The sequence below is a fragment of the Leucobacter sp. L43 genome, assembly GCF_016597785.1.
GTDB lineage: Bacteria > Actinomycetota > Actinomycetes > Actinomycetales > Microbacteriaceae > Leucobacter > Leucobacter alluvii.
In genome coordinates this window covers 1747554-1766506 of sequence record NZ_JAENJG010000001.1, presented here as the reverse complement: position 1 = coordinate 1766506, position 18953 = coordinate 1747554, and the positions used below count along the sequence as shown (strand labels likewise).

Below are 18953 nucleotides of genomic sequence, written 5' to 3'. Positions count from 1 at the left end.
TCGCACTGCACCGACGAAGGAGTCGCACATGGCACATCGCGCACGCATCGCAGCCGCCCCCATCAGCTGGGGCGTCATCGAGGTCCCCGATTGGGGGCTGCAGTTGGAGCGGGAGCGCGTGCTCTCCGAGATGGTGTCGCTCGGGATCACGGCGACCGAGTTCGGGCCGGAAGGGTTTCTGCCCGATGCTCCGGCCGAGCGCGCCGCAGCGCTCGCCGCAGCGGGCCTCGAAGCCGTCGGCGGGTTCTTCCCGGTCGTGCTGCACCGGGCGGCGGTGGATCCGCTGCCGGCGATCGAGCGCGAACTCGAGGCCTACGTCGCCTCCGGCGCCACGACGCTCGTGCTCTCGGCGGTGACGGGAGCGGAAGGGTATGACGGTGCGATCGAGTTGAGCGACCCGGAATGGGTCACGCTGCTCGCCAACCTCGATCGTGCGCACGATGCCGCCGCCGCCGTCGGGGTGGTGGCGACCCTGCACCCCCATCTCGGCACGGTGGTCGAGGCCCCGAATGCGGTGGAGCGCGTGATCGCAGGCTCCCGCATCGGCCTGTGCCTCGATACGGGCCATTACACGCTCGGCGGCGGCGATCCGGTCGCCTTCGTGGAGCAGTACGCGGACCGCATCGTGCACGCGCACCTGAAGGATGTGAGTCTCGCCGTCGCCGCGCGGGTGCGAGCCGGAGAGATCGACTACCGCGAGGGGGTGCGCCAGGGCATGTATCGGTCACTCGGCGCCGGCGACGCGCGCATCGTGGAGATCGTCCGCGCGCTGCGCGGCGTGGGGTATGCCGGATGGTACGTGGTGGAGCAGGATACGGTCATCGAGCACGAAGCTGACGCGGTGGCGGCGTTCGACAGCGCGCGCCGCAGCGTCGCCTGCCTGCGCGAGGCACTCGGCGCGACCGACATCCCGGAGGCGTCATGAGTGCGCCGCTGCGCATCGGCATGCTGGGCGCGTCGCGCATCGCCGAGGAGTCGATCATCGCGGCGACGGCGGAGACCGGTGACATTCGTGCCGCTGTCGCGGCGCGGGATCCCGAGCGCGCTCGTCACTACGCCGCCGAACGGGGCTTCTCGGCGGCAGCCGAGAGCTACGCGTCCCTCATCGAAGACGACTCGCTCGACCTCGTCTACATCGGCCTTCCCAACGGGCTGCACGCCGAGTGGGCGGCACGAGCGCTCGAAGCCGGACGCAATGTGCTCGTCGAGAAGCCGTTCGCGGCGAACCTCGCAGAATTCGATCGCGTCGCCGCCAGACTCGAGCGCTCGGCCGGCTGGGCGTGGGAGGCATTCCACTACGCCGATCATCCGGCCATGCATCGCCTCATCGGTCACGTGCGCGAGGGCGCGATCGGGGAGATCCGCGGTGTCGACGTGCATATGGACATGCCGGCGCCCGCGCCGCGCGACCCGCGATGGAGCTTCGATCTCGCCGGCGGCACGCTGATGGATCTCGGGTGCTACGCGCTGCACGCCCTGCTCCTGCTCGGAGATCAGCTCGGAGGAGAGCTCGGGGGTGTGCGTCTGCCGACTGCGGCGCCGCTCACCCTCGACTTCGCGCGGGCTGAGGGGCACACGGGTGACGCGAGGGTCGATGCGACGGTCGTCGCCGGATTGGAGCTCGGAGGCGTGCCCGTGTCGATGCACACGAGCATGGCGAGCGACGAATGGAACTTCGGGCTCCGAGTGCACGGAAGCCTGGGCGAGGTCGTGCTGCCGAACTTCGTGAAACCTCAGGAGGACGGGCGCCTCATCGTGCGCACGACGACGGGAGCCGGCGTCGAAGAGCGTTCGGAGCATTTGGGCGCTTCGTCGTCGTACACCCATCAACTGCGCCGCATTCGGTCAGCGGTGCGCAGCGGTGAGCGATCGCGCGTCGGCCTCGAGCGCTCCCGTCGTACGATGACCCTCATCGACGAGGTGTACACGGCGGCGGGCCTGCCGCTTCGGCCGGGCCGCCTCGCCTCCTGATCGCTGCGACGGCGGATCGGAAGCTTCTCGAGTCCGCGCGTCCCGGTTCGCGCGTGACGCAGTGGGGCGCCCGAACGGCGCCCCACTGCGTCACGCGGCGTGCGTACGGTGCCGGATCAGTGGGTCAGGGACTTCTGAGTGTCGCTCTCGACGTGCTCGGACTGACCCTGCACGGCGATCTTGCGCGGCTTCGCCTGCTCGCTCACGGGGATCACGACGCTGAGCACGCCGTTGTCGTACGAGGCGGAGATGCCGGCGATGTCGACGCCCTGCCCGACGCTGAACTGCCGCAGATAGGTGCCGGAGGGGCGCTCACGCGTGAGCCACTTCGAGCCTTCTGCCACGTCGGCGGTGCGCTGCGCGCGGATTGTCAGGAGCTGGCCGTCGACATCGACGTCGATCGAGCCCGGGTCGACGCCGGGCAGATCGGCGTTCAAGACGTACCGCTCGTGGTCGCGCTGGAGGTCGACCGGCATCTGGCGCGGACCGGAGCGCGCTTGCTGGAGCGCTCCTGCGGCCCAGCGATCCAGCTCGCTGAAGGGATCGAATGTCATTGCCATGATGATTTTCTCCTTCCAGTGAAACTTGAGTGGAGGTCACTCAATGTGCATATAAATTAGCACTCGGTACCTGAGAGTGCTAATGAAGCTCGCTGCAAGATCTCTGAAAATAGCGGTCTGTCGGTAGTCGCGGTCGAGTTGCCGAGAGGGGCGCGACGGCGCACTCACGGGGACGTGAGCTGCGCCGCGAGTTGCAGCAACTGCGACTCGGAGCCGATCCTGCCGATGAGTTGCACCCCCATTGCGTGCCCGGTCGGCAGCCGCATCACCGGCACAGCGACCGCGGGCAGCCCTGAGACGTTCACCATCGACGTGAAGGGAGCCCACTCGCACTGCAGCCGGTAGTCGTCATCCGGATGCATCGATGTGAAGGTGCCGACGCGCGGGGGGAGCATCGTGAGTCCGGGAGTGAGGACGGCATCGTAGGCGCCCCACTGCTGTCGCGCGTCTGCGGCGAAATCGCGCAGCCGTGCCCCTGCGCGCTCATGCGCCTCGACGGTTCGTGCGCGGGCGCGCTCGCGGAAGAGGCTGGTGAGCGGCATCAGGCGTGCAGCGGCATCGGGAGCGAGCGCCAGACGCGAGAGGCCCGCCGTCCACGAGGTCGTGAACGCCTCGGGGTACTCGGGGTCGTAGGCGAAGGTCGCCTCATCGATGCGGTGACCGCGGGCGGCGAGGCGCTCCCTGGCCGCCTCGAACGCGCAGCCTGATTCGGCACTGAGCGCGATGGGATACACCGATGCGAACGGCGAGGCCGCAGAGTACGCGATGCGGAGTCCGGTGAGCTCATCGGCGGCGCGCACGGCCGCCAAGGCTGGCTCCCGCGTCGCGCCGCGCTGCGCATCGAAGAGCATCGCCGCGTCGGCCGGGTCCCGGGCCAAGGGGCCGCTCACCGTCAACCGCGGCGCACCGAACTCGTCGTGCAGGGAGGGAGCGGCCGCGGCCAGATCCCCTGGCACCGCGCCGAGACCCGGCTTGAGTCCGACGAGACCGCACGCGAGCGCTGGGATGCGGATCGAACCGCCGCCATCCGTTCCCGGACCCATGGGGATGAGATCGGCCGCGACCGCAGCCGCGCTCCCGCCGGAGGATCCGCCCGGAGTGCGCGAGGGGTCGAGCGGATTGCGCGCGGGTGGCGCGATGGCGTTCTCGGAGTAACCGGTCAGTCCGAGCTCCGACACCTGCGTCTTCCCGAGCGGAATCGCGCCGGCCGCGCGCAGCATCGCGACTCCCGGAGCGTCGGCGGTGGCCACGCGGTGGCGAAGGGCGGCGCTGCCGCGGGTCGTCGCCATTCCGGCGACCTCTACGAGGTCCTTGACGGCGATGGGCAGCCCATGGAGACGAGGCAGCGTCGAGCGTTCCGAGCGTGATGTCGCCGCGAATCGCGCGTCGGCTGCCGTCGCGTCCGAGTGAGCCTGGTCGCCGATGACCGCGAGGAATGCTCCGAGTTCGTGGTGCGCCTCGATGCGGCGCAGATACCGTTCGGCCACCTCGCGCGCGGAGACGTCGCCGCGGCGGAGCGCGTCGCGCCATGCCAGCGCGGTCTCCGCCGTCGCGTCTTCCATCCGCCCAGCTTACGAGCGCCAGCGCCGGGAATGCGCGTCGAAGCGCGTCCGTTCCTCCGAGGTGCCTGGTGCCGGCGCAGCGAGGACGCCGTTGCCGGCGTGGGGTGTATAGTGATACTCGTTCTCATTAGAAAGTGTGTCATGACTCAGAAGCCCCGCTCCGTGAAACCCGCCGTTCTCGCCGCCGCAGCACTCGCATCGCTCCTGGCACTCACCGCCTGCAGCGGCGGCGCCAATGCCGGCGACGGCGGCGACGCCGGGCTCAAGGTCGTCGCGACCACGACGCAACTGACCGACTTCGCGAGCGAAGTGGGGGGCGACGACATCGAGCTCACCGGCCTGCTCGCCCCGAACGCCTCGGCGCACCACTTCGACCCGAGCCCCGCCGATCTGCTGGCGCTCGGGGAGGCCGACGTGCTGATCGTGAACGGGGCCGACCTCGAGAGCTTCGTCGACGATGCGGTGGATGCCTCCGGCTTCGACGGCACCATCATCACGGCGGCCGATGGCATCGACCTCGACGAGGCGAAGCACATCACCGCCGAGGGCGCCGCAACGGACGAGCACGAGCACGAGCACGAGCACGAGCACGCTGGCGATGCCGAGCACGCGGAAGCGGATCACGACCACGATCACGCGGATGAGGCCGAGCACGACCACGATCACGGCGACGTGAACCCGCACATCTGGACGTCGCCGAAGAACGCCGTCGGCATGGTGACGGAGATCGCCGACGGACTCGCAGCGGCGGACGCGGATCACGCGGGCGACTACGAGCAGCGCGCCGCGTCGTACACCGAGCGTCTGCAAGAGCTCGACACGTGGATCGCCGCGCAGTTCGAACGGGTGCCGGCAGACGAGCGGGTGCTCGTGAGCGGCCACGATTCGCTCCGGTACTACCTGCATGACTACGGGATCGAGTTCGCCGGGTCGATCCTGCCCAGCTTCGAAGACAACGCCGAGCCGAGCGCCGCCGAAATCGACGCGCTCGTCGCCTCCATCGCAGAGCACGGCGTGCGAGCGGTATTCGTCGAGTCGTCGATGAGCCCGAAGCTCGCGCAGACGATCGCCGACGAGGCGGGCGTCGAGGTCGTCGACTCCGAGAACCTCTACGCGGATTCGCTGGGCGCACCCGACAGCGATGGAGCGACCTACATCGGCGCGACGGTGCACAACACGGAACTCATTCTCGACGCGTGGGGCGCCCAGGTGGATGCGGTGCCCGATAGTCTGCAGGGATGACGGCCGCACGCGACGCAGCAGCATCTGATCCCGGCGACGCGCAGCACTGCGCAGCCCCGGAGCCGATGCAGGCAGGCGGGGCCGACGGGGGTGCCGAGAGAGGCGCGCTCGCAGCCTCCGATGCGGCGTTGGTGCTCGAAGGGGCAGCCTTCGGATACCACGGGACGTCGCGGGTCGAGGGCCTGACGCTCGCGGTTCCCGTGGGCGCAGCGGTCGCGCTGATCGGACCGAACGGCTCGGGCAAATCGACGCTGCTGCGCGGCATCCTGGGGCTGGCCGAACTCACCGGCGGTTCGATCCGGGTGCTCGGCGAGACTCCGGATCGTGCCAGGCGCCGCATCGGGTCCTTGCCGCAGGCGGACACCCGCGATGCGACGCTTCCGGTCACGCTCCGCCAGGTCGTGACCATGGGTCTCTACCGCTCGCGCGGAGCACTGCGCCCGATCGGCCGAACCGGCCGCGAGGCGGTCTCTCGGGCGCTCGAACGCGTGGGTCTCTCCGCCTGGGCGTCGCGCCGTTTCGGCGAGCTCTCGGGCGGTCAGCAGCAGCGGGGCATTCTCGCGCGGGCGCTCGTCTCCGACCCGCGGCTCCTCCTCCTCGACGAACCCTTCAACGGGCTCGATCGGGAGAACCGCGACGTGCTGCTGCGTCTCGTGAGAGAGCTGCGAGCAGAAGGGCGCACGATCATCGTGTCGACGCACGATCTGGAGATCGCTCAGGAGGCGTGCTCCCACGCGCTGCTGCTCGCGAGCGGTCACCACCCGAATCAGCCGGGCCATCCGGCGGCGTACGGTCCCGTCGAACAGGCGCTCACCCTCGACGCGGTGCAGCACGCGTTCCAGGACACGACGGTGGAACTCGATCACCACACCGTGACGACGACGCGGGAGACCGAGTGATGCCGTCGGTGCTGTCGCCCGCCTTCCACCTCATGCTGCTCGGTCCGATCGACATCTTCTCACTGCCGTTCATGTGGCGCGCCCTGGTCACCGTCGCGATCCTCGCGGTCGCGGCCGGCATCGTCGGGCTCTTCATCAGCTTTCGGGAACTCGAGTTCGTGAGCGACGGTCTCGTGCACTCCGTGTTTCCCGGCCTCGTCGTCGGCTCCGCGATCGGCGGCTCCGCCGGTCTGCTCCCGGGAGCGGTGGTCGCCGCGATCCTCGCAGCCGTGCTCTTCACCGTCATCGAGCATCGGGGCGGCGTCGGGGCCGACGCGGCGATCGCGGTGGTGCTCACCGGGCTCTTCAGCCTCGGCGTGGTGCTCGTGTCGAAGCAGAAGGGCTACGTCTCGGAACTCAAGGAACTGCTGTTCGGGCGTCTCCTCACGGTGACCGAGACGCAGCTCTGGCAGATCCTCATCGTCGCGATCGTCGCGGTCGCGGTCGTGGGCCTCACCTGGCGCGCGCAGTTCTTCCGCTCGTTCGACGCCGCCGGGGCTGAGGCCGCGGGGTTCCGGGTGCTGCGCGCCGACCTCGCACTCTCGGTCGCCGTCGCGCTGCTCGTCGTGGCCGGGGTGCAGGCGCTGGGCGTGCTCATGGTCATCGCACTGCTCACCGTTCCGATGGCCGCGGCGCGACTGCTCACGCGCGGATTCGCGCTGCTCATCCCCGTCGCGATCCTGCTTCCCCTCGGGGCGGGCATCGCGGGGCTGTGGCTCTCATTCGAGTGGTCGACGTCGCTGGGGGCGACGGTGTCTCCGGGGGCTGTCGTGGTGCTCCTGCTCGTCGCCGCCTACGTGGTCGCGGCACTGATCCGCGGAGGTGCCGCGGCCCTGCGGAGGTCGGTCGCGGCATGAGTTATTTCGCACTCGCGTCGCTCGAACTCGCGCTGCTCGGCCTGCTCTCCGGAGTCGCCGGCACGCTGATCGTGCTGCGCCGGCGCTCGTTCTTCGCCGTGGCGCTCAGCCACGCGACCTTTCCGGGCGGCGTGGTGTTCGCGCTGGCCGGGTGGAACCTGCTGATCGGCCAGGCGCTCTTCGCAGCGGTGCTCGTGCTCGCCATGACGGTGCTGGCCCGCATTCCCGGACAGGGCCGTCAGGTCACGAGCGGAGTGGTGCTCTCGTTCGGCTTCGCGCTCGGCACGCTGCTCGCCGCACTGAACCCCGGGCTCGGCGTACCGGTCGAGGCATTGCTCGTGGGCTCGCCGCTCGGGGCGAGCCTCACCGACGTCGTCGTGACCGCGAGCGTGCTGGTCGCAGCCCTCGTGCTCGTCGCGGTGTTCGGGCGCCGCATGCTCTTCCACACGTTCGACCCGGTCGGCTTCGCCGCGGCCGGCTTCCGCAGCTGGCCGATCGAGCTCGCCGTGACCGGAGTGATCGCCGCATCGGTCGTCGTCGCGATGCCTGCGGTCGGCGCGATCCTCGGCGTCGCAGTGCTCATCGCCCCTGCCGCGGCTGCGCGCGCGCTGACTCAGCGGCTCGAGTGGATACCGGTGATCTCGGCCGTGCTGGGGATCGCGGGGGGTCTGATCGGATTGTGGATCTCGAGGGAGTTCTCGATCGCGGCGGGTGGATCGGTCGGGCTCGTGCTCACCGCGATGTTCCTCATCTGCGCGGCATGGGGCGCCCGGAAGGTGTCAGCTCGGTAACGATTGCGTCACCGATTCGGGCATTCCTCGAGAACGCTCGGCACTTCGGTGCGCATCTTCGAGCGTTCTGGCCGATCATCAGGCGTTTTCCCTCACCCTAACCAGCTTTGTGGCAGTGGCACAAGAACTAGCACCGCGAGCCGCTCTGTTTGTACGATCGCAGCATGGGAGACACGACAGCGGTCAGAGTGGTCCGCGACGATCGGGAGCCGCTCGTCATCATCGATTCGGTGAACAAGCACTACGGCGATCTGCATGTGCTGAACAACATCAACACGCAGGTGGGCCGTGGCGAGGTGGTCGTCGTGCTCGGGCCCTCGGGCTCCGGAAAATCGACGCTCTGCCGCGCAATCAATCGCCTTGAGACGATCGACTCTGGCACGATCTCGATCGACGGCCAGCCGCTTCCCGAAGAGGGGAACGGGCTCGCCACGCTGCGCGCCGACGTCGGCATGGTGTTCCAGCAGTTCAACCTGTTCGCGCACAAGTCGATCCTGCAGAACGTCACCCTCGGTCCGATGAAGGTGCGCGGGCTCTCTCGCAAGGATGCGGAGGAGAAGGCGATGGCGCTGCTCGAACGCGTCGGCATCGCCAATCAGGCGCAGAAGCTGCCCTCGCAGCTCTCCGGCGGCCAGCAGCAGCGCGTCGCCATCGCCCGCTCACTCGCGATGGACCCGAAGCTCATCCTGCTCGACGAGCCGACCTCGGCACTCGATCCCGAGATGATCAACGAAGTGCTCGACGTGATGATCGGGCTGGCCAACGACGGGATGACGATGCTGGTGGTGACGCACGAGATGGGCTTCGCCCGGCGCGCGGCCGATCGCATCATCTTCATGGCGGATGGCCAGATCGTCGAAGAGGCGACACCCGAGCAGTTCTTCACCGACCCGAAGACGTCGCGGTCGCAAGACTTCCTGTCGAAGATCCTGGGCCACTGACTCGTCCCCCCCCCCCCCGCCACGAATTCGACGCCGCTGGCCGCAGGCCGACAGCGTCACCGCGCCCCAACTCACCGAAGAGAAAGCAGAAATGATGCGAATTGCTCAGTACGGAGCCGTCCTCGCCGCAGCAGGACTCCTGGCCCTCACCGCTTGCGCCTCCGGCTCGCCGAATGACGCCGGCGAGGAATCGTCGGCGCCGGCGCCGGCGGAGGACGTCAGCTTCGAAGACGGCACGACCATGGCGAAGCTGAATGAAGCCGGCAAGATCACGATCGGCACGAAGTACGACCAGCCGCTCTTCGGCCTGATGAACCCCACCACGAACTCCCCCGAGGGCTTCGATGTCGAGATGGGCAAGATCATCGCCGCGAAGCTCGGCATCTCGGAAGACCAGATCGAGTGGAAGGAAGCGGTCTCCGCGAACCGCGAGCCCTTCATCGAGAACGGCGAGGTCGACCTCGTCATCGCCACGTACACGATCAACGACGACCGCAAGAAGGTCATCGACTTCGGCGGCCCCTACTACACCGCGGGTCAGGATCTCCTCGTGCTCTCGGGCAACCCCGACGGCATCACGGGCATCGACGATGTGAAGGGCGAGAAGGTCTGCTCGGTCACCGGTTCGACCTCCGAGGAGAACCTGAAGGAGGCCGGCGTCGAGGTCCTCGCCACGGACACCTACTCCAACTGCCTCGAGCCGCTTCGTTCGGGTGAGGTCGTCGCAGTGTCGACCGACAACGTGATCCTCGCCGGCCTCGCCGACCAGAACGAGGGCGAGTTCGAGGTCGTCGAGAACCCGTTCACCGAGGAGCCATACGGCATCGGGCTCATGAAGGGCGACGACGAGTTCCGCGCCTTCGTGAACGACACGCTCGAGGAGTCCTTCGACAACGGCGACTGGGCGGCGGCCTGGGAGAAGACCGCCGGCAAGGTGCTGGAGACGCCGGAACCCCCGGCGATCGACCGCTACTGACCTCGCTCGACACCTTTTCTCCTATCCATCCACTCGTTCGGAACTGAGCTGACCCGGGGGCGGTGCGAGCCGCCCCCGGGATCCGCCCTCAAGAAGGGATCCCGATCGTGGACGTCCTACTGGCGAACGCCGACGACATTCTCGCCGGCTTCCTGATGACGCTGCAGCTGCTGCTCTTCGGAGGTGTCGGCGCGCTGCTCATCGGACTCGTCGTCGCCGTGCTGCGCATCTGCCCGGTGTCGTCGCTGCGCGGCTTCGCGACGGCATACACCGAGCTGATCCGCAATATTCCGCTGACCCTGCTGCTGCTCTTCATGGTCTTCGTGCTGCCGCTGATCGTGCCGGACAAGCCGCCTTACGCGCTGCTCGCCTCCATCGGGCTCGCCGTCTACACCTCGCCATTCGTGGCCGAGGCGCTCCGCAGCGGCATCAACGGCGTGCCCGTCGGTCAGGCCGAGGCCGCCCGCTCCATCGGGCTCGGCTTCGGGCAGACGCTCTCGTTGATCGTGCTGCCCCAGGCGCTGCGCATGGTCGTCCCGCCCCTGATCAACGTCTTCATCGCGCTGACGAAGAATACGTCGGTCGCCGGCGGGTTCTTCGTGGTCGAGCTGTTCGCCACCGCACGGCAGCTCACCAACAGCAACGGCCAGGCGGTGATCCCGATTCTCGTCGGTGTCGCCTGCTTCTATCTCCTGATCACCATTCCGCTCGGCCTGCTCGCCGGGCAGATCGAGAAGAAGGTGCGGGTGCTGCGATGAGTGCGACCGTTCTCTACGACGCCCCCGGCCCGAAAGCGCGTCGGCGATCCCGCATCATCTCCGTCGTCGGAGTCATCGCGCTCGCGGCACTGCTCGGCTGGGTGGTCTGGCGGCTGGCTCAGCCGCAGATCTCGGTCAACGGCAACGAGAACCCCGGAATGTTCGACGCGTCGCGCTGGGACGTGCTCGCCTACGGCGAGGTCTGGCAGTTCATCGGACGGGGCGTGTGGAACACCCTGCGCGCCGCTGCGGTCGCGATGGTCGGCGCGGTGCTGCTCGGCATGGTCTTCGCGTTCGGGCGACTGGCGACGAACGCATTCATCCGCATCCCGACGACCGTGCTGCTCGAATTCTTCCGCGGGATGCCCGTGCTGCTGATGATGCTCTTCATCCTGCTCGTGGCGTCGACCGGTGCGTTCGGCGCGGTGGTCATCGCACTCATCATCTACAACGGGGCGATCATCGGCGAGGCCCTGCGCGCGGGCATCGTGGCCCTCAACAAGGGCCAGCGCGAGGCGGGGCTCTCCATCGGTCTGACCCCGATGCGCACGCGCTTGCTCATCGAGTTCCCGCAGGCCTTCACTCAGATGCTGCCGATCATCATCGCGCAGCTCGTCGTGCTCTTGAAGGACACCTCGCTCGGCTACATCGTGGCCTACTCCGAGCTGGCCTCGACGGTGAAACAGGCATCCACGTTCTACGGCAATCGATACCTCTTCACCTTCTGGGTGGTGGCCGTCGTGATCTACCTGGCGATCAACCTCACGGTGTCGTGGCTCGGTCGTCGTGCAGGCCGGCTCGCAGCGACGCGCAGCGGAAAGCCGACGGCCGCGGCCAAGCCGGCAGCGGTGGCGGCCTCGATCGGCGGTGAGCTCGGTGCAGGGCTCGGCGCGACCGACGGCGACGACGATGCCGGTGGCCGCCGCCGGACCCGTTGATCTCTCGCTGAGGTGCACGTGAGCGACGTCCTTCCCTACCTCGACCCGGCGACGGGCGCACGATACGCGCTCGAGCAGGGTCGTTGGCGTTCGGACTCGGGAGGACCGCTGCTGCTCGCGCCGGGCCGGGGGATCACCCGCGCGGATATCGAGCACGGCGCTCCCGGGCTCTGGCGGTACCGGGCCGCCTTCGCCCTCGACGTCGACGAACCACTCGTGCTCGGCGAGGGGCGGACTCCGCTGGTGCCCGGTGTCTGGGGGAGCGCTCGGCCGCTGTGGAAGCTGGAGTGGTGCTCCCCGACCGGCAGCTTCAAGGATCGGGGCGCCAGCGTGATGCTCTCGGTGCTGCGGCAGCAGGGGGCGCGCGCGGTGATCGAGGACAGCTCGGGCAACGGCGGAGCCGCGATCTCCGCCTACGGTGCCGCGGGCGGGCTCGACGTCACGGTCTTCGCGCCGGCGACCACCTCGCCCGGCAAGCTCGTGCAGGCGCGCGCGTACGGGGCGCGCATCGAGCTGGTGGAGGGACCGCGCGTCGCCTCGCAGGAGGCGGCGATCGCTGCGGCTGCGCACGGTGCGGGCTGGTACGCCAGCCACAACTGGCAGCCGTTCTTCTTGGAGGGTACGAAGACCCTCGCCTACGAGATCTGGGAGGACCTCGGGTTCCGCGCTCCTGACGCCGTCGTGCTGCCGGTGGGTGCGGGGAGCAGCCTGCTCGGGTGCGCGTTCGGCTTCCGCGAACTGCTGCGCGCCGGCCAGATCGAGCGCGTGCCGAGGCTCTACGCCGCGCAGCCGCTCAACTGCTCGCCGGTGGATGCGGCGTTCCACGTGAAACCAGGAGAACCGGTGCCGAACCGCCCGGTGCGCGCGACCATCGCCGAAGGCACGGCGATCTCCCACCCACTGCGGCTCGGCGCGATGCTCGACGCACTGCGCGAGAGCGGCGGCGGCACGGTGGCGATTCCGGAAGCGGACATCCGCTCAGCGCACGCGGAGCTCGCCTCGCACGGACTCTACGCCGAGCCGACGAGCGCGACGGCTGCCGCAGCGGTGAGCGAGCTCGTCGCGCGCGGCGCGGTCCTGCCCTCCGAGACGACGGTCGTGCTGCTCACCGGGTCCGGGTTGAAGGCCGCGGCGTGAGGCGCCGCTCAGGCGCCTCGCGCCGTCGCGCCGTCGCCCCATTGCGCCGAGGCTGTGCCTTCGCGCCGCGCAGCTTCGCGCCGCGCAGCTTCGCGCCGCGCAGCTTCGCGCCGCGCAGCCGAGCAGTCGAGCACCCGGGGCGGGGCGGGGCGGGGCGCACCAAGGTGCAGCGCTACTGCCCGACCTCACCTGCCTCGCCGCTCTCGTCTTCCCGACTGCCGCTCTCCCTGCGCGCCGCGCGAGCATCCCGGCGGGCCGCCTTCGCCTCGCGCTTGGCTTCGCGCTTCGCCTCGCGGGCGGAGCCCTTCGTCGAGCGCTGCTCGGCAGCGAATGCTCGCTGGGCCTCGCGGGCCTCGCCGGGAGCGCCCGCACTCTCGGCCTGCCGCTCCAGCTTTCTCGCGCGACGCGCCTCGCGCTTCGCGATCTTGCGGTCACGGCGGCGCTCGACGAGCGTGTAGAGGATCGGCACCAGGATGAGCGTGAGCAGCGTCGATGACACGAGGCCTCCGATCACGACGATCGCGAGGGGCTTCGAGATGAACACACCGCCCCCGGTCAGGCCCAGCGACATCGGGATCAGGGCGAACACCGTGGCTGCCGCGGTCATGAGGATCGGGCGCAGACGCAGTCGGGTGCCGTGCTCCACCGCCTCGTCGAGGGTGGCGCCGGCCTCGCGGAGGCGGTTCACGAGGTCCATGAGCACGATGGCATTCGTCACCACGATGCCGATGAGCATCAGCAGGCCGATGAGGGCGGGAAGCCCGAGGGCCGTGTTGGTGACGAGCAACCCGATGATGGCGCCGGTCGCGGCGAACGGGATCGAGATGAGCAGCACCAGGGGCCCGCGGAAACTGCGGAAGGTGGCGACCATCACGAGCAGTACGAGCATGATCGCGGCGAGCATCGCGAGGCCGAGTTGGCCGAACGCCTCGTCTTGCTGGGCCGCCGCGCCGCCCTGCTCGAACTGCACGCTGGCCGGCAGCTCGGTCTCGGCGATCGCGGTGTCGATCGAGAGGCTCGCGGTCTCGAGCTCGCCCTCCTTCGGAGTCACGGTCAGCGAGACCTGACGCTCGCCATCGGCGCGCGTGATCGTCGGCGCGGTGGGTTCCTCCTCGACGGTCGCGATCGCGGAGAGGGGGATCGCGGCGCCGGTGACCTCGGCGGCTGCGCGCTGTTCGGCCTCCGCCGCCTCGGCTTCGGCCTGCTGCGTCGCCGCATCGTTCTGCGCCTGGCGGAGCGAGGCGATCTGCTCATCCATGCCGGTGATGCCCGACTGGGCGCCTTCGAGCGCGCCCTGCAGCGAGGCGAGTTGCTCAGCGCGTTCCTGCTGCGCCCGCAGCATCGCATCCTCGTCGGGGGTGCGCGGCTCCTCCGGGACGATCGGCACGCTCGAGAGCTGTGCGAGCTGCTCGTTCAGCGCTCCGATCTGGGACACCAGCTCGGCCCGCTGATTCGCCGCTTCGGCGATCTGGGAGTCGAGTTCGTTCGCCGCCTCGATGCGCGCGGTCTCCGCTTCGGCTTTGGCTCTGTCCTCGAGCACCTGGTTCGCGGCCTTCTGCGCCTCCGCCGTCTGTTGAGCTGTGACGGGCAGCAGCACCTCGCCGAGCTGGTCGGCGGCGCGCGCAGTGCCGGGGGTGCGCACGATGATGTCGCGCTCTTGGCCGTCGAGCATGAGCGAGCCCACGGTCGATCCCGTGAGGGCCTCTTGCACCGCTGTCGCGATGGTCGTGCGGTCGAACCCGAGACGCGTCGCTTCGAGCTCGTCGACCCGCACGCGCAGCACGGGTTGTTCCCCCGAGAGTTCACTCGTCACGGAGCGGACCCCGTCGGCGTCGGCGAGCTGCTGCTCGAGCAGGTCGCTGGCCTCGCGGAGCGCCTCGGAGTCGTTGCCCGAGATCTGCAGCGCGATGCCGTCGCCCGCCCCCGCGACGAACGCGTCTTGCGAGGCGAGCGAGATCTCGCCCGAGTCCGGCAGCGCATCGATCGCGTCTTGCACGGCCGATTCGACTGTGGCGACCTCGGCGTCATCGGCGAGCTGCAGATCGTAACTGATGGTGCTCGGGGTGCCCGGGGTGGGCATGGGGATCGACGTCATCACATCCGCGATACCAGGGATCTCACTGAGTGCGGCCTCCACGGGCTCAGCTGCGGCGACGAGGTCATCGCCGGTCTCCTGGGGCGGCGCCTGCGTGAGCTGCAGGCTCTCCTGGCCGGAGGAGCCGAGGAAGTCCGTCTGAATGAACGCGGTCATGCCGAGTGTGGCGACGAGCAGCAGGCCCGACACGACGAGCGTGATGGCCGGGTGGCGCCGGGTGGCGTTGAGCGCGGGCATGAAGGTGCGCTGCAGCCGGTCCGGTGCGGTGCGGATCTCGTCGAGTTCGGAGACCGCGGCGGGATCCTGCTCGGCGTCGTCCGACGCGTCGGTCTCGGCGCTGGGCTCGCCCCGATGGGCGGGAGCGTTCTTCAGGAACCAGAAGGCCAGCACGGGCACGATGGTGAGTGCGACGACGAGCGAGGCGAGGAGCGCGATCGATACCGTGATGGCGAACGGCCGGAAGAGCTGGCCCGCGATGCCCGACACGAATGCGATCGGCAGGAACACCGCGACGGTGGTGAGCGTCGATGCGGTGATGGCGCCCGCCACCTGCCGCACCGAGGCGACGACGCCCTCGATCGTGAGCGGCCCGTCGCCCCTCCGGCGGCTGATGTTCTCGATGACCACGATGGAGTCGTCGACGACACGGCCGATCGCGATCGTGAGCGCGCCGAGGGTCAGGATGTTGAGCGTGTTGCCGCTCGACCAGAGGCCGATGAGGGTGATGAGCAGGGAGAGCGGAATGGACACCGCGGCGATGATGGTCGACCTCCACGACCAGAGGAACGCGAGAATCACCAGCACGGCGAACAGGAGTCCGAGCCCGCCCTCCACCGAGAGATCGTGGATCGACTGCTCGATGTACGGTGCCTGATCGAAGATGGTGATGAACTCGGCGTCGAGGGTGGGCGCGAGGCGATCGAGCTCGGCGTTCACCGCGTGCGAGATGTCCACGACGTTCGCGCCCTGCGACGGCGTGATCTGCAGCGTCAGCGAGGGGTTGCCGTTCACGCGAGAGATGTTCTGCGCGGGAACCGCTTCCATTTCGACGTCGGCGAAGTCGGAGATGCGCACTGCACCCTCCGCGGTGGGCACGGGCAGATTCGAGATGTCTTCGATCGACGTGAGCGCGGCCCCGACGGTGACGGAGATCGGCCCCTCGGCGGATTCGGCTTGACCGGCGGGAAGCGCCGCGCCGTTCGCCTGGAGGATGGGCTGCAGCGTCGACGGATCGACTGCGAGGCGGGTGACGTCTGCGGGGCGGAGGTCGATCGAGATCCGATGCTCCTCCTGCCCGGCGAGCTCGACCGTGCGCACGCCGGGGACGTTCTGCAACGCCGGGACCACGGTCTGGGCGAGCGCGTCGCCGAAGGCCTCCTGGTCGCCCGACGTTCCAGCACTGAGCATCATCGCAGGCATGTCGTCGGCGCCGCCCGACATGACCTGCAGCTCGCTGCCCGAGGGGAATGTCGGCCGCAGCGCCTCGGCCGCACTCCGAATGGCGCGCAACGTCTCGTCGTCGTCGGTGCCGAACGTCCATTCCGCGAGGATCTGCGCGTCACCGCTGGCTGTCGTCGACGTCACGCTCGTGACACCGGGCACGGCGAGCAGCGCTTGCTCCACCGGCTCGGTGACCGTGCGCGCCATCTCCTCGGGCGCGAGCCCCTGCGACTGCGCCATGACATACGCCATCGGCACCTGCATCGAGGGCATCAGCTCCTGCTTGAGCGATCCCATCGAGACGATGCCGATCACGGCGATCGCGAGGGTGGTGAGCCCGACGATGAGTCGGTTCTTGAGACTGGTGCGCGTGAGGAACGACATGAACGCTTTCGGCTGGGGTCTCGCACTGCGTAATGGATCGGGGCCGACGGATCCGAGGATTCGTCGGCGACCGTGCATCGTGGAGCGGCGTGACGGGGAACGCAGCCGGGCGCGGGCCGAGCGGCGAGATCAACCCTTTCAGCTTGGCCGGTGAACCGTTCGACGGCATCGTGCTCCGGTACCATTTCGGATCATCCCGTGGGATGATTCCGGGAAGCCGGAAGCGGCTCCCGCGCCGATTCTCCGAGGCATTCGCGCTCCCCGGGTGGCTCCCCGGGTGGCTCCGTGCGCCGGGTCCGCCCCGGTCACCGCACGTAACGGTCGCGGCCCGCGAGCACGCCGAGGCCCATGACCAGCACGCCGATGCCGCCCAGCGTCCAGAGCGCCGGCGCCCATGAGCCGGTCGCGTCGTGCAGCAGCCCGATGGCGGGAGGCCCGGCGGCCGCGCAGAGGTACCCCACCGCTTGGGCCATGCCCGATACGGCAGCGGCGTGACGGTGATGATGCGTCCGCAGGCCGAAGAAGGAGAGGGCGAGCACGATGGAGATTCCGCCCGAGAGCCCACCGCAGCCGGCCCACAGCGCTCCCCATTCGGGCGCGAACGCCAACCCGACCGCCGCCACCACGAAGAAGACGCCGGAGACGGCGCCGAGGCCGCGCTGATCGCGGAACCGGGGGATGAGGGCCGAGCACACCGTGCTGCCGACGATGGCGACGGCGTTCATGATGAGCAGGTGGAAGCCGGCCGCCGCGGGGGAGATGCCGGCGGCGATCTCGATCGAGGGCAGCCACAGAATCAGAATGTAGTAGGCGACGGATTGCACGCCCATGAACGCGGTGAGCTGCCAGGCGAGTGCCGATCTCCACGGGGAGAATCGGTCGCGCGAGGTGCCGCCGCCGGGCAGTGCGATGGTCTCACTCGGCGGCTCGTTGCGCGGTGATCGCGAGCGCAGAATCCGCGGAAGGAGCGCGGCAAGCCCGAGGAGCGCGAACCCCGCCCAGATGCCGAGCGACGCCCGCCACCCCAGCTCTGAGGCGTCGGCGAGCGGCACGGAGACGCCGGCTGCGATCGCCGCGAAGACCGATTGCACCACGGAGTACGCACCCGTCACCTGCCCGATGCGCTTCGGGTAGTCCCGCTTCACCAACGAGGGCAGGGAGACGTTGAGGGCGGCGATCGCGACGCCGAGCACGATGGTGCCCGCCCAGAGCCACACCCCTCCGACGGACCGGAGCGCGATTCCGGCGGCGAGCAGCGCGAGACTCCCGCCGAGCAGGCGTTCGAGCCCGAAGCGGAGCGCGATCCTGGGCACGAACGGTGAAACGCCGGCGAACGCGAGCAGCGGCAGGCTGATGAGCATCGACGCGGCGAGCGAGCTCAGTTCGAGTTCCGTCTGCAGGCGATCGAGGATCGGGCCGACCGAGGTCAGACTCGCTCGGAGGTTGCCGGCGACGAGCAGCAGCCCGGCGAGCGCCAATGCCGCTGCGAGCGGCCCCGTGCGGCCGGCGCTCGAGTCGCGGGGCTGGGTCATGCCTCGGGGTCGGCGCCGAGTGCGCGCGGCTCCACACGCGTCCACTCGGCGTACTTCGCGGTGCGTCCGTCTCCGCTGGAGCGCCCGGTGAGGCGGCGCTGCACCCAGGGGACGACGTGCTCACGGGTGTAGCGCAGCTGATCCCTCCGAGTCGGGCGCGGGATCGCCGCGGCGTTCAGCTCCCAATCGGCCGGCGCGGTGTAGCCCATCGCCCGCAGCACGTTGGCGGCGACGCGGCGATGCCCGACCGGCGCGAGGTGCAGGCGATCCGGCGACCAGTACTGCCCGCCGGCGAGTTCCGGATCGTTCCAGTTGTCTGCGAAGCGCACGTCGAGGCGCTCGGCGATGGCGCGCGCGGCTCGCACGAGTTCGTCGCCTTTCGCTCGCACACGGGCACCGCCGGGTAGCCCCGCCGTCGGATTGGCGCCGGCGAGCAGAATCGGCTCGGCGCCCGAATCGCGGATGCGCATCAGCGCGTGCTCCGTCTGCGCGGCGACCCACGCGATATTCGTGCGCGGGCGCAGCATGTCATTGCCGCCGCCGTTGAACGTCACGACCGTCGGCTGCAGGGCGAGTGCCGGCTCGAGCTGCTCGGCGATGATGGGAGCGAGCAGTCGCCCCCGAATGGCGAGGTTCGCGTAATCGACGGCGGCGCCCGTTGCATCCGCGAGCCCCTGCGCCACGAGGTCGGCCCACCCGCGAACGGAGCCGTCGGGTCGCTCATCGCCGACCCCCTCGGTGAAACTATCGCCGATGGCGACGTACCGGATCGGGGCGCGTTCAGTGGCTTCGTGCGGCTCGCTCACGGGCCCAGCCTACGCCCATCGCCGA

General features: G+C 69.4%; 17 protein-coding genes. 11 read left to right on the top strand and 6 right to left on the bottom strand.

Annotation, left to right across the window (positions count from 1 at the left end; genetic code table 11):
- The first annotated feature begins 28 nt into the window (after window positions 1–28).
- Together JE033_RS08220 and JE033_RS08215 are read left to right on the top strand one after the other, a co-directional pair.
- On the top strand, window positions 29–925 hold the full coding sequence (locus JE033_RS08220) for a sugar phosphate isomerase/epimerase (RefSeq protein WP_200330707.1): 897 nt from the start codon (window positions 29–31) through the stop codon (window positions 923–925).
- A complete protein-coding gene (locus tag JE033_RS08215) occupies window positions 922–1971 on the top strand; it encodes a Gfo/Idh/MocA family protein (RefSeq protein ID WP_200330705.1) in 1050 nt (349 codons plus the stop codon). Before JE033_RS08220 ends, JE033_RS08215 begins: the two co-directional genes overlap by 4 nt.
- A gap of 116 nt (window positions 1972–2087) precedes the next feature.
- On the opposite strand, the gene JE033_RS08210 is transcribed toward JE033_RS08215, so the two are convergent.
- Window positions 2088–2531: an Hsp20/alpha crystallin family protein gene (locus tag JE033_RS08210; protein ID WP_090145883.1), complete on the bottom strand. Its 444-nt coding sequence runs from the start codon at window positions 2529–2531 to the stop codon at window positions 2088–2090.
- A 164-nt stretch (window positions 2532–2695) separates the two neighbouring features.
- A complete protein-coding gene (locus JE033_RS08205) occupies window positions 2696–4093 on the bottom strand; it encodes an amidase (RefSeq protein ID WP_200330704.1) in 1398 nt (465 codons plus the stop codon).
- A 141-nt stretch (window positions 4094–4234) separates the two neighbouring features.
- On the opposite strand from JE033_RS08205, the gene JE033_RS08200 reads away from it, so the two are divergent.
- The 9 genes from JE033_RS08200 to JE033_RS08160 all read left to right on the top strand — a co-directional run bounded on the left by JE033_RS08200 (window position 4235) and on the right by JE033_RS08160 (window position 12671).
- The gene (locus JE033_RS08200; RefSeq protein WP_200330702.1) at window positions 4235–5335 is read left to right on the top strand and encodes a metal ABC transporter substrate-binding protein; all 1101 of its coding nucleotides are present in this window, start codon (window positions 4235–4237) and stop codon (window positions 5333–5335) included.
- Window positions 5332–6234, top strand: a complete 903-nt coding sequence (locus JE033_RS08195) for a metal ABC transporter ATP-binding protein (protein WP_090145889.1) — start codon at window positions 5332–5334, stop codon at window positions 6232–6234. The genes JE033_RS08200 and JE033_RS08195 overlap by 4 nt, the downstream gene beginning before the upstream one ends.
- Window positions 6234–7130, top strand: coding sequence for a metal ABC transporter permease (locus tag JE033_RS08190; RefSeq protein WP_234037390.1), 897 nt, complete (start codon window positions 6234–6236; stop codon window positions 7128–7130). Before JE033_RS08195 ends, JE033_RS08190 begins: the two co-directional genes overlap by 1 nt.
- The gene (locus JE033_RS08185; protein WP_200330700.1) at window positions 7127–7921 is read left to right on the top strand and encodes a metal ABC transporter permease; all 795 of its coding nucleotides are present in this window, start codon (window positions 7127–7129) and stop codon (window positions 7919–7921) included. Before JE033_RS08190 ends, JE033_RS08185 begins: the two co-directional genes overlap by 4 nt.
- 164 nt (window positions 7922–8085) lie before the next feature.
- Complete coding sequence (locus JE033_RS08180) at window positions 8086–8862, top strand: amino acid ABC transporter ATP-binding protein (RefSeq protein ID WP_090145893.1); 777 nt, start codon at window positions 8086–8088, stop codon at window positions 8860–8862.
- A 94-nt stretch (window positions 8863–8956) separates the two neighbouring features.
- Window positions 8957–9838, top strand: a complete 882-nt coding sequence (locus JE033_RS08175) for a glutamate ABC transporter substrate-binding protein (protein WP_090147289.1) — start codon at window positions 8957–8959, stop codon at window positions 9836–9838.
- A 107-nt stretch (window positions 9839–9945) separates the two neighbouring features.
- A complete protein-coding gene (locus JE033_RS08170; protein WP_090145895.1) occupies window positions 9946–10596 on the top strand; it encodes an amino acid ABC transporter permease in 651 nt (216 codons plus the stop codon).
- Window positions 10593–11534 (top strand): amino acid ABC transporter permease, encoded by a 942-nt coding sequence (locus tag JE033_RS08165; protein ID WP_090145897.1) that lies wholly within the window; start codon window positions 10593–10595, stop codon window positions 11532–11534. The genes JE033_RS08170 and JE033_RS08165 overlap by 4 nt, the downstream gene beginning before the upstream one ends.
- Before the next feature lie 18 nt (window positions 11535–11552).
- A complete protein-coding gene (locus JE033_RS08160) occupies window positions 11553–12671 on the top strand; it encodes a pyridoxal-phosphate dependent enzyme (protein WP_200330698.1) in 1119 nt (372 codons plus the stop codon).
- Here JE033_RS08160 and JE033_RS14930 read toward each other — a convergent pair.
- The 4 genes from JE033_RS14930 to JE033_RS08140 all read right to left on the bottom strand — a co-directional run bounded on the left by JE033_RS14930 (window position 12640) and on the right by JE033_RS08140 (window position 18928).
- Window positions 12640–12831, bottom strand: a complete 192-nt coding sequence (locus JE033_RS14930; RefSeq protein ID WP_370567937.1) for a pentapeptide repeat-containing protein — start codon at window positions 12829–12831, stop codon at window positions 12640–12642. The two genes, JE033_RS08160 and JE033_RS14930, sit on opposite strands and share 32 nt — an antisense overlap.
- A gap of 12 nt (window positions 12832–12843) precedes the next feature.
- Window positions 12844–16590 (bottom strand): efflux RND transporter permease subunit, encoded by a 3747-nt coding sequence (locus JE033_RS08150; RefSeq protein WP_200330694.1) that lies wholly within the window; start codon window positions 16588–16590, stop codon window positions 12844–12846.
- Window positions 16591–16895: 305 nt separating this feature from the next.
- Complete coding sequence (locus JE033_RS08145; RefSeq protein ID WP_234037121.1) at window positions 16896–18122, bottom strand: MFS transporter; 1227 nt, start codon at window positions 18120–18122, stop codon at window positions 16896–16898.
- Window positions 18119–18928, bottom strand: a complete 810-nt coding sequence (locus JE033_RS08140) for an SGNH/GDSL hydrolase family protein (protein ID WP_200330690.1) — start codon at window positions 18926–18928, stop codon at window positions 18119–18121. Before JE033_RS08140 ends, JE033_RS08145 begins: the two co-directional genes overlap by 4 nt.
- Between the last annotated feature and the right edge of the window lie 25 nt (window positions 18929–18953).

Excerpts from the sequence above, each read along its gene's own strand:
- JE033_RS08220 (WP_200330707.1), top strand. The coding sequence starts at position 29 with ATGGCACATCGCGCACGCATCGCAGCCGCCCCCATCAGCTGGGGCGTC.
- JE033_RS08215 (WP_200330705.1), top strand. The coding sequence starts at position 922 with ATGAGTGCGCCGCTGCGCATCGGCATGCTGGGCGCGTCGCGCATCGCC.
- JE033_RS08210 (WP_090145883.1), bottom strand. The coding sequence starts at position 2,531 with ATGGCAATGACATTCGATCCCTTCAGCGAGCTGGATCGCTGGGCCGCA.
- JE033_RS08205 (WP_200330704.1), bottom strand. The coding sequence starts at position 4,093 with ATGGAAGACGCGACGGCGGAGACCGCGCTGGCATGGCGCGACGCGCTC.
- JE033_RS08200 (WP_200330702.1), top strand. The coding sequence starts at position 4,235 with ATGACTCAGAAGCCCCGCTCCGTGAAACCCGCCGTTCTCGCCGCCGCA.
- JE033_RS08195 (WP_090145889.1), top strand. The coding sequence starts at position 5,332 with ATGACGGCCGCACGCGACGCAGCAGCATCTGATCCCGGCGACGCGCAG.
- JE033_RS08190 (WP_234037390.1), top strand. The coding sequence starts at position 6,234 with ATGCCGTCGGTGCTGTCGCCCGCCTTCCACCTCATGCTGCTCGGTCCG.
- JE033_RS08185 (WP_200330700.1), top strand. The coding sequence starts at position 7,127 with ATGAGTTATTTCGCACTCGCGTCGCTCGAACTCGCGCTGCTCGGCCTG.
- JE033_RS08180 (WP_090145893.1), top strand. The coding sequence starts at position 8,086 with ATGGGAGACACGACAGCGGTCAGAGTGGTCCGCGACGATCGGGAGCCG.
- JE033_RS08175 (WP_090147289.1), top strand. The coding sequence starts at position 8,957 with ATGCGAATTGCTCAGTACGGAGCCGTCCTCGCCGCAGCAGGACTCCTG.
- JE033_RS08165 (WP_090145897.1), top strand. The coding sequence starts at position 10,593 with ATGAGTGCGACCGTTCTCTACGACGCCCCCGGCCCGAAAGCGCGTCGG.
- JE033_RS08150 (WP_200330694.1), bottom strand. The coding sequence starts at position 16,590 with ATGTCGTTCCTCACGCGCACCAGTCTCAAGAACCGACTCATCGTCGGG.
- JE033_RS08145 (WP_234037121.1), bottom strand. The coding sequence starts at position 18,122 with ATGACCCAGCCCCGCGACTCGAGCGCCGGCCGCACGGGGCCGCTCGCA.